This window comes from Suttonella sp. R2A3 (assembly GCF_021513215.1).
In the GTDB taxonomy this organism is placed as follows: Bacteria; Pseudomonadota; Gammaproteobacteria; order Cardiobacteriales; family Cardiobacteriaceae; genus JAHUUI01.
On record NZ_CP090975.1, the window covers coordinates 981,699 to 997,139 of the forward strand.

Annotated in this window: 15 protein-coding genes; 11 read left to right on the top strand and 4 right to left on the bottom strand. The window is 49.0% G+C overall.

Features of this window, described 5'->3' with window-relative positions:
• Window positions 1-3 precede the first annotated feature (3 nt).
• The 3 genes from alaS to recA are packed head-to-tail and all read right to left on the bottom strand — an operon-like array spanning window position 4 to window position 4,094.
• Window positions 4-2,634, bottom strand: a complete 2,631-nt coding sequence (gene alaS / locus L0B52_RS04520; protein WP_235065394.1) for an alanine--tRNA ligase — start codon at window positions 2,632-2,634, stop codon at window positions 4-6.
• Window positions 2,624-3,064, bottom strand: coding sequence for a regulatory protein RecX (locus L0B52_RS04525; RefSeq protein WP_235065399.1), 441 nt, complete (start codon window positions 3,062-3,064; stop codon window positions 2,624-2,626). The genes alaS and L0B52_RS04525 overlap by 11 nt, the downstream gene beginning before the upstream one ends.
• Window positions 3,057-4,094, bottom strand: coding sequence for a recombinase RecA (gene recA / locus L0B52_RS04530; RefSeq protein ID WP_235065438.1), 1,038 nt, complete (start codon window positions 4,092-4,094; stop codon window positions 3,057-3,059). Before recA ends, L0B52_RS04525 begins: the two co-directional genes overlap by 8 nt.
• 241 nt (window positions 4,095-4,335) lie before the next feature.
• Here recA and L0B52_RS04535 point away from each other — a divergent pair, with 241 nt between their 5' ends.
• The 11 genes from L0B52_RS04535 (at window position 4,336) to mvaD (ending at window position 14,853) form a co-directional block, all read left to right on the top strand.
• Complete coding sequence (locus L0B52_RS04535) at window positions 4,336-5,376, top strand: hydroxymethylglutaryl-CoA reductase (protein WP_235065400.1); 1,041 nt, start codon at window positions 4,336-4,338, stop codon at window positions 5,374-5,376.
• Window positions 5,373-6,404 (top strand): type 2 isopentenyl-diphosphate Delta-isomerase, encoded by a 1,032-nt coding sequence (fni, locus tag L0B52_RS04540; protein ID WP_235065401.1) that lies wholly within the window; start codon window positions 5,373-5,375, stop codon window positions 6,402-6,404. Before L0B52_RS04535 ends, fni begins: the two co-directional genes overlap by 4 nt.
• Window positions 6,401-7,558 carry a hydroxymethylglutaryl-CoA synthase gene (locus L0B52_RS04545; RefSeq protein ID WP_235065402.1) on the top strand — a complete coding sequence of 386 codons (1,158 nt, stop codon included), beginning with the start codon at window positions 6,401-6,403 and terminating at the stop codon, window positions 7,556-7,558. The genes fni and L0B52_RS04545 overlap by 4 nt, the downstream gene beginning before the upstream one ends.
• 3 nt (window positions 7,559-7,561) lie before the next feature.
• On the top strand, window positions 7,562-8,620 hold the full coding sequence (locus L0B52_RS04550; RefSeq protein ID WP_235065403.1) for a mevalonate kinase: 1,059 nt from the start codon (window positions 7,562-7,564) through the stop codon (window positions 8,618-8,620).
• A 2-nt stretch (window positions 8,621-8,622) separates the two neighbouring features.
• Window positions 8,623-9,510 (top strand): hypothetical protein, encoded by an 888-nt coding sequence (locus L0B52_RS04555; protein ID WP_235065404.1) that lies wholly within the window; start codon window positions 8,623-8,625, stop codon window positions 9,508-9,510.
• Between the two features lie 67 nt (window positions 9,511-9,577).
• Window positions 9,578-10,399 carry a hypothetical protein gene (locus L0B52_RS04560; protein WP_235065406.1) on the top strand — a complete coding sequence of 274 codons (822 nt, stop codon included), beginning with the start codon at window positions 9,578-9,580 and terminating at the stop codon, window positions 10,397-10,399.
• Between the two features lie 27 nt (window positions 10,400-10,426).
• Window positions 10,427-11,302 (top strand): hypothetical protein, encoded by an 876-nt coding sequence (locus L0B52_RS04565; protein WP_235065407.1) that lies wholly within the window; start codon window positions 10,427-10,429, stop codon window positions 11,300-11,302.
• Between the two features lie 27 nt (window positions 11,303-11,329).
• On the top strand, window positions 11,330-12,139 hold the full coding sequence (locus tag L0B52_RS04570) for a hypothetical protein (RefSeq protein ID WP_235065409.1): 810 nt from the start codon (window positions 11,330-11,332) through the stop codon (window positions 12,137-12,139).
• Window positions 12,136-12,969, top strand: a complete 834-nt coding sequence (locus L0B52_RS04575; protein WP_235065410.1) for a hypothetical protein — start codon at window positions 12,136-12,138, stop codon at window positions 12,967-12,969. The genes L0B52_RS04570 and L0B52_RS04575 overlap by 4 nt, the downstream gene beginning before the upstream one ends.
• Window positions 12,966-13,877 (top strand): mevalonate kinase, encoded by a 912-nt coding sequence (locus tag L0B52_RS04580; protein ID WP_235063573.1) that lies wholly within the window; start codon window positions 12,966-12,968, stop codon window positions 13,875-13,877. Before L0B52_RS04575 ends, L0B52_RS04580 begins: the two co-directional genes overlap by 4 nt.
• Window positions 13,864-14,853 (top strand): diphosphomevalonate decarboxylase, encoded by a 990-nt coding sequence (gene mvaD, locus L0B52_RS04585; RefSeq protein ID WP_235063574.1) that lies wholly within the window; start codon window positions 13,864-13,866, stop codon window positions 14,851-14,853. The genes L0B52_RS04580 and mvaD overlap by 14 nt, the downstream gene beginning before the upstream one ends.
• A 51-nt stretch (window positions 14,854-14,904) precedes the next feature.
• On the opposite strand, the gene L0B52_RS04590 is transcribed toward mvaD, so the two are convergent.
• Window positions 14,905-15,192, bottom strand: a complete 288-nt coding sequence (locus L0B52_RS04590; protein ID WP_235063575.1) for an RNA-binding protein — start codon at window positions 15,190-15,192, stop codon at window positions 14,905-14,907.
• Window positions 15,193-15,441: the final 249 nt, after the last annotated feature.

Genomic DNA, 15,441 nt, shown 5'->3' on the forward strand with positions numbered 1-15,441 from the left:
TGTCTATCCTTCTTGCTTAAGCACATCAGCAACTGCTGCTAAGGCATCCGATAATGCTGCGGGATTTTTACCACCGGCCTGCGCAAAATCAGGACGTCCACCGCCCTTGCCATCAATATAGGTCGCCAGTGTTTTAATCAATTGCCCTGCGTGTAAGCCTTGAGCATTCTTTGCCACACTCGCCACCAGACGCGCGGTTTCCTCTTCTGCGCTACCAAGCACCACCAAATCTACTTGATGCTTGTCACGCAGCTGATCTGCGCTATCACGCAACGTTGCATTATCCAACCCGTCACGCTGTAGCGCAATATAGCGCCAACCTGCGGCTTCTTGCACGTCAATTTCCGCGCTACTGCCGCCTGAGGCCAGTTGACGTTTGAGCTGCTGGGTTTCTTTTTCTAGCACTTTCAGCTGTTGCTGAAGTTGTTCGATGCGTTCCGGTAAATGTGCTGGATCGGTTTTTAACGCCGCTGATGCTTGCATCGTCAACGCTTCATCGTCTTGCATTTGCTTGAGTGTCACTAAGCCGGCAGTCGCCTCAATACGCCGCACACCCGCTGACACCGAACTTTGACTGATAATTTTAACCATCCCGATTTCACCGGTGCGCGCGACATGCGTCCCACCGCACAGCTCGATCGAATAATTATCCTCGCCCATACTGATCACACGCACCACATCGCCGTATTTTTCACCAAACAGCGCCATCGCGCCTTTAGCTTTCGCCTCATCGATCGAGAGTTCCTCGATCGTCACCGGCACATCATAAAGAACTTGCGTATTGATCCGCTGTTCAATCTCGTGTAACTGTTCCGCGCTAACGATACCATCGTGGGCAAAATCAAAACGCGTCACACGCTCATTAACCAACGACCCTTTTTGCTGCACATGATCACCCAGCACCTCACGCAGTGCTTTGTGTAATAAGTGGGTGGCTGAATGGTGGCGTTTAATCGCTGTGCGGCGCGTGGCATCAATTTCAGCGCCCACCTGCGCACCACAACTCAAGCTGCCTTGTTGCATATAGCCATAATGGAGATAGGTATCGCCTTGTTTTTGTGTATCTTCAACACAAAAATCACCTTCGGCGCAGCGTAATACGCCGATATCGCCCACCTGACCACCAGACTCACCATAAAATGGGGTGCTATTAAGTACCACAACCCCTTGCTGGCCTTCATTAAGCGCTGGCGCCTCTTCGTCATCAACAAAAATTTGCTGTACCTGTGCGTCAAGATGTGTTTCATCATAACCGGCAAACGCGGTTTTACCGTGTGTCGCAAGTGCTTTGCCGGCTTTAAATTTACCAGCCGCTTTCGCGGTTTCTCGTTGGACTTGCATCGCCTGCTCATAACCCGCCATATCGAGCGCCAGGCCACGTTCACGCGCAATATCCGCGGTTAGATCGACCGGGAAACCGTAGGTATCATAAAGTTTAAAAACGGTCTCACCATCAATCGTTTCACCAGAAAGCCCTTCAAGCGCTTTTTCCAACACACCCATGCCATCATCAAGCGTGCGTGCAAAGCGTTCTTCTTCGCGCAACACCGCCTGGGTAATCCGTTGTTCTGCCTTGATGATTTCTGGATACGCTTCGCCCATTTCTGAGACAACCGTGCGCACCAGCTGATGGAAAAATGGCTGCTTTTGTCCGAGTTTATGTCCGTGGCGAATTGCGCGGCGCATGATCCGGCGCAGCACATAATCGCGCCCTTCTTTGCCTGGCAAAACCCCATCAACCATCAAAAATACCGTCGAGCGAATATGATCGGCGATCACTTTCAGCGAGTTATGCGTTTTATCATCGTAGCCAGTGGCTTGTGCTGCCGCTGAGATCAGCGCTTGAAAGATATCAATCTCATAGTTCGAATGCACGTGTTGCATCACCGCTGCCATGCGTTCTAAGCCCATGCCGGTATCAATCGAAGGCTTAGGCAGCGGCTTCATTGTCCCGCTAATGTCGCGCTCAAATTGCATGAAGACCAGATTCCAAATCTCAATATAGCGATCACCGTCTTCATCTGGTGAGCCCGGTGGCCCGCCCCAGACGTCCGGCCCATGATCGTAGAAAATTTCCGAGCACGGCCCGCAAGGTCCAGTATCACCCATTGCCCAGAAATTATCCGACTCATAGCGCGCCTTGCCTGACTTATCGCCAATACGCACAATCCGTTCGACCGGCACGCCAATATCGTCACGCCAAATGTTAAATGCCTCATCGTCATCAGCATAAACCGTCACCCAAAGTTTCTCCTCGGGCAGGCCATAGACCTTAGTAATCAAGTCCCAAGCGTAGCGAATTGCCTCAGCTTTGAAGTAATCCCCAAAGCTGAAATTACCCATCATCTCGAAAAAAGTATGGTGGCGCGCGGTATAACCAACATTTTCTAAATCATTGTGTTTGCCGCCTGCACGCACGCAACGCTGCGCAGAAACCGCACGTTGGTAATCTCGCACCTCGAGTCCAGTAAAGACATCTTTAAAGGGCACCATCCCGGCGTTGGTAAAGAGCAAGGTTGGATCATTGCCTGGCACTAGCGAAGCAGAGTGCACCGCTTTATGGCCACGGTCAGCAAAAAATTCAATAAATGTACGACGGATGTCGGCTGTGGTGGTTATCGGTTTAGTCGTCATGGTGAATGGCATGGTTAATCTGGTCGAAAGAAAAGCCGCGCCCGGCCAAAAAACGCTGACATTTTGCCAGCGCTTTTGCCTCCTGCGGCGGTTTGGCGTATTTTTTCGCGAACGCCTGTCGCGCTAAATCATAGAAATCGTATTCATCTAAAGCGGCATTGATCCATTGCTCGTCAACCCCGTTTTGGCGCAAACTTTGGCGAATAAACAGCGCCCCTTTGCCTCGTGCTACCGCACTGCGGGTATAGCTTTGAGCGTAGCGTTCATCGCTTTGCCAGTTATCCTCGGTTAGGCGATCGAGCACCTCACGCACCTCATCCGGCTCAAATTGACTGCTGAATTTATCGAGCAGTTCTTGATAGCCATACTCACGTCGTGCGAGGGCGGTGAGCATTTTTCGCTCAATCGCTTGCTGAGAATCGTCAGTCATCGCTAAGTGGCGTGGTTTCCGGTAGGTCGCTCACCTGATCTGAGCCAATCAGTTTTTCGCGCAATTGCGCCTCGATATTATTGGCGACATCAGGATGTTCGTTTAAAAACGCGCGAACCTTTTCTTTACCTTGACCAATTTTATCACCTTGGTAGCTATACCAAGCGCCTGATTTATCAATCAAGCCATGATCGACGCCAAGCTGAATAATCTCGCCACTGCGCGAAATGCCTTCGCCATAGAGGATCTCAAATTCTGCCTGTTTAAATGGTGGTGACACTTTATTTTTCACCACTTTAACTCGCGTCTGGTTACCTAATATCTCATCGCCATCTTTAACCGCACCAATGCGACGAATATCCATACGCACTGAAGAATAGAATTTTAAGGCATTACCACCGGTAGTCGTTTCAGGTGAACCAAACATCACGCCAATTTTCATCCGGATTTGGTTAATGAAAATCACCAAAGTATTGGCGCGTTTAATATTAGCGGTCAACTTACGCAACGCCTGGCTCATCAAGCGCGCTTGCAGGCCCATGTGCGAATCACCCATTTCCCCTTCAATTTCCGCTTTCGGGGTCAGCGCGGCAACCGAGTCAACGACAATCACAGAAAACGCGCCAGAGCGCACCAAAGCATCGGTAATCTCCAACGCTTGCTCACCAGTATCGGGCTGAGTGATATAGAGGTTTTCAGTATCCACGCCAAGCTTTTTCGCATAAATCGGATCAAGCGCGTGCTCGGCGTCAATAAACGCTGCGGTTCCGCCTTGTTTTTGCGCTTCAGCGATCACTTGTAGGGTAAGCGTAGTTTTACCCGAAGATTCTGGGCCGTAGATCTCGACAATGCGCCCTAACGGCAACCCACCAATCCCCAAAGCAATATCCAAACCCAGCGAGCCAGTCGAAACTGCTGGAATATTGGTTTGCGCCGGCTGGTCACCCAAACGCATCACCGTGCCTTTGCCATATTGCTTATCAAGCTGCTTAAGCACCGCATCAAGCGCTTTTTTCTGGTCGTCGTTCATTGCTTCAATCCTGATGGTTGCAGGCGTCATACACGCCAAATTCATAATCATAACACACTCTCAATCGAGACAATAAGCTGAGCTATATTAATTCAAAAAAAACTTAACAATCGTTTGTTTAATCGAAAAAATAACCCATTTTTAAACGACATAAAACACTATAAAGATCCACTTAGCTCACCCTTACTCGCCATGGTCAACAATGTTATAATTAACCCTTTAAATGTAAACACGCACGCCCATGCCCACACCGCATCAAACGCCTATTCCCACTCAATGGGTCGGTCCTATTCATATAATTGGTAACGCGATTAACGACGAAGTACGCGTACCGCTTGCGACTTACGAAACCCCACTCTGGCCATCCACTGGTCGTGGCGCAAAAATATCACGTCTTTGTGGCGGCATTCGCGCCACAGTGGTTGATGAACGTATGACCCGTTCGATTGTCCTTGAAGCGGCTAACGCACAAGAAGCCTACGACGCTTTACAAGCGATCCAAGGCAATCAGGCTTTATATACTGAGGCGGTTGCAGAAACCAGCCGTTTTGCGCGTCTACTCGATATGCACAGCCAGATCGTTGGCAACCTATTATTCCTGCGCTTTGAGTGCGCCACCGGCGATGCCTCAGGACACAATATGGTCACCAAGGCTGCCGATGCCTTAATTGCGCTGATTCTTGAGCGCCACCCTGAGCTAGGCTACGGCTCGATTTCCGGTAATTACTGCATTGATAAAAAAGCCAGTGCGGTCAATGGTATTTTGGGTCGTGGTAAAAATGTGGTTGCTGAAATCACGATTCCCCGTGAGATATGCGAAAAACGCTTACGCACCACGCCTGAAAAGATGCTGACACTCAACACGCGCAAAAATCATATTGGTAGCAATATCGCCGGCAGTTTACGCAGCGCGAACGCCCATTTTGCCAATATGTTGCTCGCGTTTTATCTTGCCACTGGACAAGATGCCGCCAATATCATTGAAGGCTCACAAGGAATTGTGCACACTGAGATTCGCGACGACGCGCTCTATTTTTCCTGCACCCTACCCAACCTGATTGTTGGCACAGTCGGTAATGGCAAAGGACAGGGGTTAGAAATCGTTGAAGATCACTTAACTGAGCTTGGCTGTCGTGAAGCACGCGAACCCGGCGCGAATGCCCGTCGTTTAGCCGCCATTTGCGCCGCCACTGTCCTTTGTGGTGAATTATCTTTACTCGCTGCACAAACTAATCCCGGGGAGCTGATGCGTTCACACATCGCTATGGAGCGCCACGGATGAGTATTGCGGCGCGCAAACGTGAACACATCGCCGCGCTTGCTCGCGATGCAGAGATAGAACGCCACGCCAGCGGCTTTGATCGTCTGCAATTCACCCATCGTGCGCTGCCACAATGTGCACTCGATGACGTTGATACGCGCGTCGATTTTTTAGGCAAAACTTTACACTTCCCACTACTGATTTCTTCGATGACCGGTGGCGACGGGGAAACCATTCGCAAGGTCAATCAGCATCTTGCTGAAGCGGCAGAGGCGTGTGGTGTGGCGATGGCAGTCGGCTCACAACGCATCATGTTAAGCCACCCTGAAACCTCCACAAGCTTTGATGTACGCCGTTACGCGCCCAACACCGTGTTGCTCGCCAATTTAGGCGCTGTTCAACTCAACACTGGTTTTGGTATTGATGAAGCCCAACAAGCAGTTGATGCCCTTAAAGCCGATGGCCTGTATTTACACCTGAACCCGTTACAAGAAGCGGTACAGCCAGAAGGTGATACCAATTTTCGCGCTTTAGACCGCAAGATTGCCGCGCTCACTGGTGCTTTAGATGTGCCGGTACTGCTGAAAGAAGTCGGTTGCGGCCTCTCACCGGACGATATTGCGCTAGGCAAGCAAGCCGGTGTGCGCTATTTTGACGTTGCAGGTCGTGGCGGCACCTCATGGAGCCGCATTGAACATCACCGTCGCAGTGACCCACACGATGATATCGGTTTAGTCTTCCAAGATTGGGGACTCACCACCGTTGAAGCGCTCAATTTAGCACACGCTGCACACCCTGATGTTACCTTGATTGCCAGCGGCGGCATCCGCAACGGCATCGACATCGCCAAAGCGGTAGCGCTCGGTGCACACGTCTGCGGCATTGCCGCGCCACTGCTCAAACCAGCGCTTCATTCTACCGCTGCGGTGATTGAAGCCATCGAACGCTTGGCACGCGAATACCGCACCGCATTATTTTTACTCGGCTGTACGCACACAGATGCCTTACGCCATCAAACCCATTTATTACATTCACGAGACGCATCATGACCTTAGCCATCGGCATTGACCAACTCAGTTTTTACATTCCCCAATATTATCTCGACCTGGCCACATTGGCTGAGCGACAAGGTATTGATGTCAATAAGTTTCATCGTGGAATTGGTCAAGAGCAGATGGCGATCCCACCACACGACGAGGATATTGTGACTTTGGCAGCAAACGCGGCACTGCCTTTGCTTGAGCACACCGATACCAGCAAAATTGACACTGTAATGCTCGCCACAGAAACCGGTATCGACCAGTCTAAGGCCGCCGCGGTGTATGTCCATCAGTTGTTAGGACTGCCTGCAAACTGCCGTGCGGTCGAACTCAAACAGGCCTGCTACAGCGCCACGGCCGCCTTACAAATGGCCTGCGGGCATGTTGCACGTCACCCAGACCGTAAAGTGTTGGTGATTGCCAGCGATATTTCGCGCTACGACCTCGACTCACCCGCCGAAGCTACCCAAGGCAGCGGTGCAGTGGCGATGTTGGTCAGCGCGAACCCGCGCACGCTCATTTTAGATACCGCCAGCGGTACCTATTGCGAAGATGTGATGGATTTTTGGCGACCCAATTACCGCAAAACCGCGCTGGTGGACGGTAAGTTTTCCACGCAAATGTACTTACGCGCACTGGAACACGCTTGGACCGATTACCAAAGCCACGGTGGACGTGAATATAGCGATTTTGTCCATTACTGCTATCACCTGCCCTTTTCGAAAATGGGTATTAAGGCCCACCAACACCTCGCGAAGTTTAACGATCATCAAGCGCAAGCCGAAGATACCGATAGCGGGATGATCTATAACCGTGTGATTGGCAACAGTTACACTGCCTCACTCTATTTAAGCCTCATCTCGTTGCTTGATAATCGTGATGATCTCGCCGGCAAAGCCATTGCGTTATTTAGCTACGGTTCTGGCTGTGTTGCTGAGTTTTTTAGTGGTGTGGTGGCGCCTGAGTATCAATCCACACGCTTTAAAGAGCGCCACCAATGCTTAATCAGTGAACGTGACGCGCTGGATTACGATACCTATCGTGAATATTGGCACCAACCTGACCCGATCGATGGCAGCAGCGTGGCCATGCCAGAGCACAATCGCGGCACATTCCGGCTGAGCGGTATTGATCAGCATCAGCGCCGCTACACACGCTGCTAAGTGATGAACTACTGCGCCCGCGCACCTGGAAAAATCATTCTCAGCGGTGAGCATAGTGTGGTGTACGGCGCGCCAGCAATAGTCGCAGCGCTCAGCTGCTATACCACAGTTCGCTTTACCCCGCTTCATCGCACAAAAGGCATTCGTACCCTGTTTAAAGGGCTGCCACGTGGGCCAATCTATCCACTACACGCGCTTCATCATTTTAAAAACAAGCTTGATGAACGCTTTGAGCAATTCAGTCGTGGTGAGCGTCCGGTACAACACATCCTCAATCGCCCTGATGATTTAGTGATGTACACGCTCGCCTCACTGTTTCAACATCTTCCCCTCCCAGGACGCACCAGCACTCATCACTTACCCATGCCTGGACGACTTTCCAGCGAATCCGATTTGCCACTCGGTGCTGGTATGGGATCTTCTGCAGCAGCGATTGCCGCGACGTTAGTGCTTTATGAACACTTACTCGAGCGACCAATGAGCGCGCACGAGCGCTTCGAGCGCGTGCGGTTTTGCGAACGCTTGCAACATGGCAAAGGCAGCGCTATTGATGCAGCGGCAGTGACTTATGGCGGCGTGCAAATACTCAATGAAGGTGAGGCGCAACCACTTGATACCTCACTTGAGGATAATGGCTATTGGTATTGGTTATTACAGGGCTACCCTGAAGTCAGCACTGGTGAATGTGTAGTGCATGTGCGAGCGCAACATGGGCAAGATAGTGCGCTATGGCAGGCCTTTACGACCTGTAGCGAAGCGCTACGGGAGGCCCTGCTTACCCACAAAAACCCTGATGAGGCATTAAAAGAAAATGCCCGGCTACTGGCGCATATTGGTGTGGTTCCTGAACGTGCTCAGCAATTGATCGCCCAGGTTGAAGCAAACGGTGGCAGCGCAAAAATCAGTGGCGCCGGCGCGCATCGTGGCGAAAGTGGTGGTATTATCTTGATACACCACCACGATAGCGAGGCCATCCCTAAGCTATTGAATGGCCTGCCTTATCAATGGGGACCTCTACACGTTAGCACACAAGGCGCTGCGTTATGCTCGATCAAGGAATGAATATGATCAAACGGATGTTGTGTCTACTATGCGGACTCTACGCATTGTCACTCTTTGCCGCTGAACCAGCGAATGATGATCTCAGCGCACCTTTTGGCTTAACCGTTGGGCAAACGACCTGGCAAGAAGCCGAAAAAGCATTTAGTCAGTTTGAATATTGGCTGGGCGAAGACCCTTCTGTGCAATTCTATCGTGCCATCAGCATAGAAATGCCAGGATGGACAACCTATGATATTAGCCTTGACCAATCAGGTTATGGCATCAACTTAGCTCAAGCTGGATATGCTATAGACTTTGATCAATCAGGAAAAAAAGCCCTATTGAGCATGGCTTCAACCCTCCGCCTCTGGGTTGACGAACAGGGCATTATTCAAAGAATGGCGCTTTATTTTGATCCTATAGATGATCATCAGGCCAACCGAATGTATGTGTTATTGAGCCACACCATTAAACAGCAGGCGGAGCTTGATTCTCAAGGTAGCTTATTTGCCACAGAATATGGCACGAGCTTTATCATCTATGATCAGGCAACCGAGTCGTATTATGCAGAGATCACCCAAGCTATCGATACTTATCGCAGCAATCAACACACGAACTTTTTGCTCTATAAAGGCTATGGTGGTGATATAGAAACGTTACCAGAAGGCATAACGCTTCAAGAATATGGCGATGATCAATTGCCTTATACAGAACTTACCACCCTTCCCGAGCTCACTTGGATTGATGATTTCAACCCATCTTGGTCTGTCTCGCTAGACATAACCAGCGACGCGTATCAACAGTATTTCTATGGCAACCTCGTGCGCGCGCGCACATTAGATACGCTAACCCCAAAGGCTAAAGCCATGCTCGATGAGGATTTGCAAAGAGCCGCAACCAGTAAGCCTTAGTTAGTCTGTAGTCCGCAAGATATTGAGGGTTGATCGATTTAACAGGCGCAATGACACAGGAGCTCTAATGACTAAGTTTATCACACTCGCATTATCGGCTTTGGTCTCAGGGCTATTATTGGCCCAAGAAAAACCAAGCGGAGATATCACACGACCTTATGGCCTGGAAGTCGGCCACAGCACGCTACAACAGGCCGAACAAACCGTTGAAGACGGACATGATACCTTTGATGTTATCGAGGATCCGGCGCAGCTATACTATCGCGCAATCACTTTAGACATCCCAGGTTGGCAAAAACATCAAAGATCTCTTGGTCGGTTTGCCGATGACGGAATCTACTCAGATACCGTATTTCTTGATCTGTTGGTGGATGAACAGGGCATTATCCAAAGCCTTAATATCAGCTTTACATTGGAAACAAACCAAGAAGCCAGAGCGCTATACGAGAAAATAGATCAAGCACTACAACAAAAGGCAACACCAGACAAGCAATTCCGCCTAGCTGAGGAGAATTACCAACATAATTTTATCATTGACGACCAAAGCGACGACTTTTTATACCCGTCATACGCAGAAATCACTCAAGCAGTAGTGGTTTATCGCCATGAGCACACAAATTTCTTGCTTTATCAGGGTTATGGAGACGATTTATCCGAGATACCTCAGCAAATCACCTTAAAAGATTATGGTGATATGCAACGCTACGCTGAGTTCGCTACAAGACCAAAGCTTGCCTGGGTAAGTGATCAGCCTTCGTGGTATGTCATGTTGATCATTTCCAGCGACACGTACCAACAATTATTCGATGACCTGCTTGCCAAATATGCCACCTCGGGTGATTTAATCGATGCAGAAAAAGTCATGTTAGATGAGGCGTTAGGTAAATAAACTTAGAACACAAACCCTTAAAGTACTATGATGAGAACGATTGCGTTATTTTTTTGCTGGTTAATACCGAGTGCGCTACTTGCCGAGAATGAAGGGTCATGGTCGATAACAGAGCCTTTTGGTATCAGCATCGGTAGCAGTACACTCCAAGATGTACAACAACGTTTTAACTATCAGAAAATCTGGTTCTCTGAAGAACCGGCGCAACCTTTTTTCCATGGTGTTTATGTGGCTATGCCGGGGTGGAATATCTATAGTAACTTGATCCCGCCCTCAGAAGACAGTTTACTTAATAAAGCTGGCTCTATTAGCTTCTGGATCGATGATCAAGGTGCCATCGGGCAGATAGCTTTGGCCTTTCATAGCGAAACAAGCAGCCAAGCCAATGAACTCTATCAACAACTCAATCAGCGACTCAAGCAACAAGCCACCTTAGACCAGCCAAAAAGCTTGTATGAAGCATACTATTTAACCAATTATATTATCTATGACCCATGGCCAAGGATCGATTATTCGAGTCCGGACGGTGTGCGTAGCCCAACTGCTTATGATGAAGCACCGCCACTGGCTGAAGCCTATATCACAGAATCTCTCGCTGCTTATCACCAGAATCACTTGAGCTTATTGCTGGTTAAAAAATATTACGGTTATTTAGACAGTGAAAAAGCGCTCCCAGAGCACATTGCTTTACAAGATTATGGTGAGCTGTACTACGCAGAATTTGCAGCACCAGCGCCCTTACCTTTCAAAGATGACCCAGCGTATATGATTGGACTCGTCATCAGCAGCGATGCTTTCCAACAACCCTTTGCCGATAACGTTCAGCGGGTTGCCGCATCCGGTAAACTTAACGAAATAGCACAAGTGACATTCAACAAATTACTGCAAAACCTTAATGATTAATACCACCCATAGTGAAAAGGAGCCCACATGCACAAGTTCATCGTTGCATTATGCTTTGGATTGATGCCAGCCACACTACTTGCCGAACACGACAACGATTGGTCCATCACGAACCCTTTTGGCTTGGAGGTTGGTTTTAGCACGCTACAGGAAGCTAAAAAGACCATTGAAGACACTCACGGTAGCTTTGATTTCGTCAAGGATCCGGCGAAGATATATTATCGCGCAATCACTTTAGATGTCCCAGGTTGGCAACAACACCAGAAATTTCTTAGTCAGTTTACCGCTAACGAAATCAACGCAGACAACGTATTTCTTAACCTGTCGGTGGATGAACAAGGCATTATCCAAAGCCTTGCTCTCAGCTTTAGATTGGAAACAAACCAAGAAGCCAAAGTGCTATATGAGAAAATAGATCAAGCGCTACAAGAAAAGGGAACACCAGACAAGCAATACCGCCTAGCTGAAGAGAGCTATCATAATAATATTATCGTTCACAATAAAAACTACGGCAGTCTGTCCGCAGAAATCCCGCAATCAGTTGCAGTTTATCGCCATGAACACATAAACTTCTTGCTTTATCAGGGTTATGGGGGCGAACTATCAGAGATCCCTCAGCAAATCACCTTAAAAGATTATGGTGATATACACTACGCTGAGGTCGCCACACGACCGAAGCTTGCTTGGTTAAATGATCAACCTTCGCGGTATGTCATGTTGGTTATTTCCAGCGACACGTACCAACAATTATTCGATGACCTGCTTGCCAAATATGCCGCCTCGGGTGATTTAACTGATGCAGAAAAAGCTATGTTAGACGAGGCATTACAAAGATGATCATGAAAAGCCGCATAATATATAAAGCCATAGCCATACTTTTAGGTTGGCTATTTCCACTGGTTTTGTTGGCTAATAGCCCATTGGGCTCAAGCTTCACACAACCCTTTGGTTTGCAAGTGGGGCAATCAAACCTGGCGCAACTTGAGCAGCAGTTTAGTGATGAAGAAATTCACATCCTTGAAGATCCTGCGCGACAATTATATCGCGGCATTGCCCTTGATATGCCTGGATGGCGAATGATTGAACTCGTCACCGATAAACCAACAACTAACGCATTTTGGAATGAATTTTCAATTTATATCACCATAGATGAACAAGACATCATTCAAAGAATTCAGGCTTTTTACTCTGACAAAGAAACTGCTTATCGAAGCAATTATCTATTCATGCTTGTCAGTCGTTATCTACGCAAGCACGCCACGCGCGACCATCAATTTCGTTTATTTGAACAACAATATAATGACGATGTTGTGATGGCCCTCCAAGATCGGTCGTTTTTACACGCATCAATCACAAAATCGCTTGATATCTACCGCCATAATCAGACCAATTATTTACTCGGTACCGGCTATGGCGGAGAAGTGACGCGACTACCAGAAGGCTTAATGTTGCGAGAGATGGGTGATATTGGTTACACTGAGCTACCAGCATCGTCAACCGACTTGGCTTGGGTTGAAGATGATCGGTTGTGGGTTTTTTCGTTGATTATCACTAGCAATCGCTACCAACAAGTCTTTCGCGACAACCTCGCTAAAGCTGTTGAATCTGGTAAAGTATCTGGCGAAATCAAAGCCCTCCTCGAGAAAGATTTAGCACAACCTCTATGATTCAAAGCTCAGCTCCCGGCTCCATCATGCTCAGCGGCGAACACGCTGTGGTGTATGGACATCAAGCGATCGTCTGCGCGATCGAGCAACGCATTCATGTAACGCTTAGCGCCAACGAAGATAACTGCGTGCGCATTGACAGCGCATTAGGACAATACGAAGCGCCCTGTGATCACCTCAAACCTGATCCGCGCCTACGCTTTGTGCTTGCCTGCATAGAGCGATACCCACACAGCGGCGGTGTGAATATCCAGATTGACAGCGAGATTGACCCTACCTTAGGTTTGGGTAGCTCGGCTGCGGTGACTATCGCCACCCTCGGCGCCTTAGCACGCCATACCGCAAACCCGGAAACGCCCTTGCTAATACACGAACAAGCCCTTACCATCATTCGCAGTTTGCAAGGTCGCGGTAGCGGTGCTGATTGTGCAGCCAGCTTGTATGGTGGCCTAATCAGCTATCGGTATTTACCCCAAACCGAAATCACCGCCTTACCCACACCACCGTGTGACGTATTTTTACGCTACGCAGGCTATAAAACGCCCACCGCCGAAGTGCTTGCGCATATCGCTGCGTGTATGGCAGACGATCCTGATAAATACGAGAGTCTATACGAACAGATGGGTGAGTGCACCGACACAGCGATTAAAGCAGCAAACGATGCAGACTGGCCGGCCTACTACGCCGCGCTTAATCACTACCAAAGCTTGATGGTCGAGCTAGGGGTTAGCGACTCGACCCTAGGCACCATCATTGATAAAGCACGACAGCACCCCGACTGCCACGTCGCTAAAATCAGCGGTAGTGGGCTCGGCGACTGCGTGGTTGCTCTCAGCGAGACCGCCCCAGCACACTTCACTGCTACACCGATTGCTAACCAAGGATTGATGATTAATGAACGAGCGTAAAGCGCAATTTTTTAATGCCCACCTGCCTAACACCTTACAGCCAAATTCATGCGGCGAAGCCTTTGCACCGAGCAATATTGCATTGGCGAAATATTGGGGTAAACGCGATTATGAGCTGAATTTACCGACTAACGGTAGCTTGTCGATTTCTTTAGGCACCTTGGGCACACGCACCACCCTCAAACCTGCTGATAAAGACAGCGTATCGCTTAACGGCAAGTCGCTCTCACTAGACACACCATTTGCGCAAAAAGTCATTGCTTTTATCGATTTATTTCGCCGCAGCCAACCGCTGCCGCTGACCATCGAGACCCACAACACCATTCCAACCGCTGCTGGCCTGGCCTCTTCCGCTTCCGGGTTTGCCGCGCTCACCTTAGCGATCAATGATCTATTTAACCTTGATTTAGCACAAACCACCCTCTCCGCGATGGCACGAATTGGTAGTGGCAGCGCGAGTCGTTCGCTTTGGCATGGATTTGTTCAGTGGGATAAAGGCGAACAAACTGACGGCAGCGATTCTATCGCGCAACCGATTGCCAGTAATTGGCGTGATTTACGTGTCGGCTTATTAGCCTTAAGCCACGCAGAAAAACACACCACTTCACGTGATGGCATGACCCATACCGCCGAAACCAGTCCATTATTTAGCGTCTGGCCAGCCCAAGCTGAACGCGATAAGGCGCAAATCCATCAAGCGATTGTTAATCAGGATTTTCATGAGCTAGGTGCAACGGCTGAAGCCAATGCATTAGCGATGCACGCCACGATGCTTGCGGCACGTCCGAGCCTGACCTATTTCCTGCCTGAAACGCTGGCAACGATCGCCGCAGTACAAAAAGCGCGCGCAGATGGTTTACCGGTTTATTTAACCATCGACGCTGGGCCAAACGTTAAGCTACTTTACCTTGCTAAGGACGAAGCCGACATCCGCCACACATTTGCTGGAGTGGCGTGCGTTAACCCATTCCAATAAAAAAGCGGTAAACAGCCGAGGCCATTTACCGCTTGAATCCAGATAAAGTGCTTACCAGCGCTTATCGCGGTTGAAGCTACGACGTGGACGGTCTTCTTTAGGACGTGCTTCATTAACGCGCAAATTGCGTCCACCAAGCTCTGCACCATTAACCGCTTCAATCGCTTTTTTAGCGGCTTCAGCATCAGGCATTTCAACAAAGCCGAAGCCTTTAGAACGCCCGCTATCGCGGTCAGTGATGATATTGGCACTGCTTACTTCACCATGAGCGGAAAAGATATTGCGCAATTCATTTTCATCTGTTTGGTAGGAAAGGTTCCCTACATAAATATTGGTCATAACGATACCTATGGTTCTTGCGTTGAAAAAACTACAACTCTCGGAACTCAACGCAATGAATTACGACAGCGATTTGCTGGTAGGCAAATACGTCTAGCGGAAACAGGCCGAGACACGCTAAACGTTCACAACACCAAACCGCATTAGGATAATTATAGCCTAAATTTGAATTTTGTCAGCAATTCTTGTGCTTTTTTATCAAAAAAAACAAAGCACAGTATTTTAGCTGATTCAGGCTATTGAAATAAG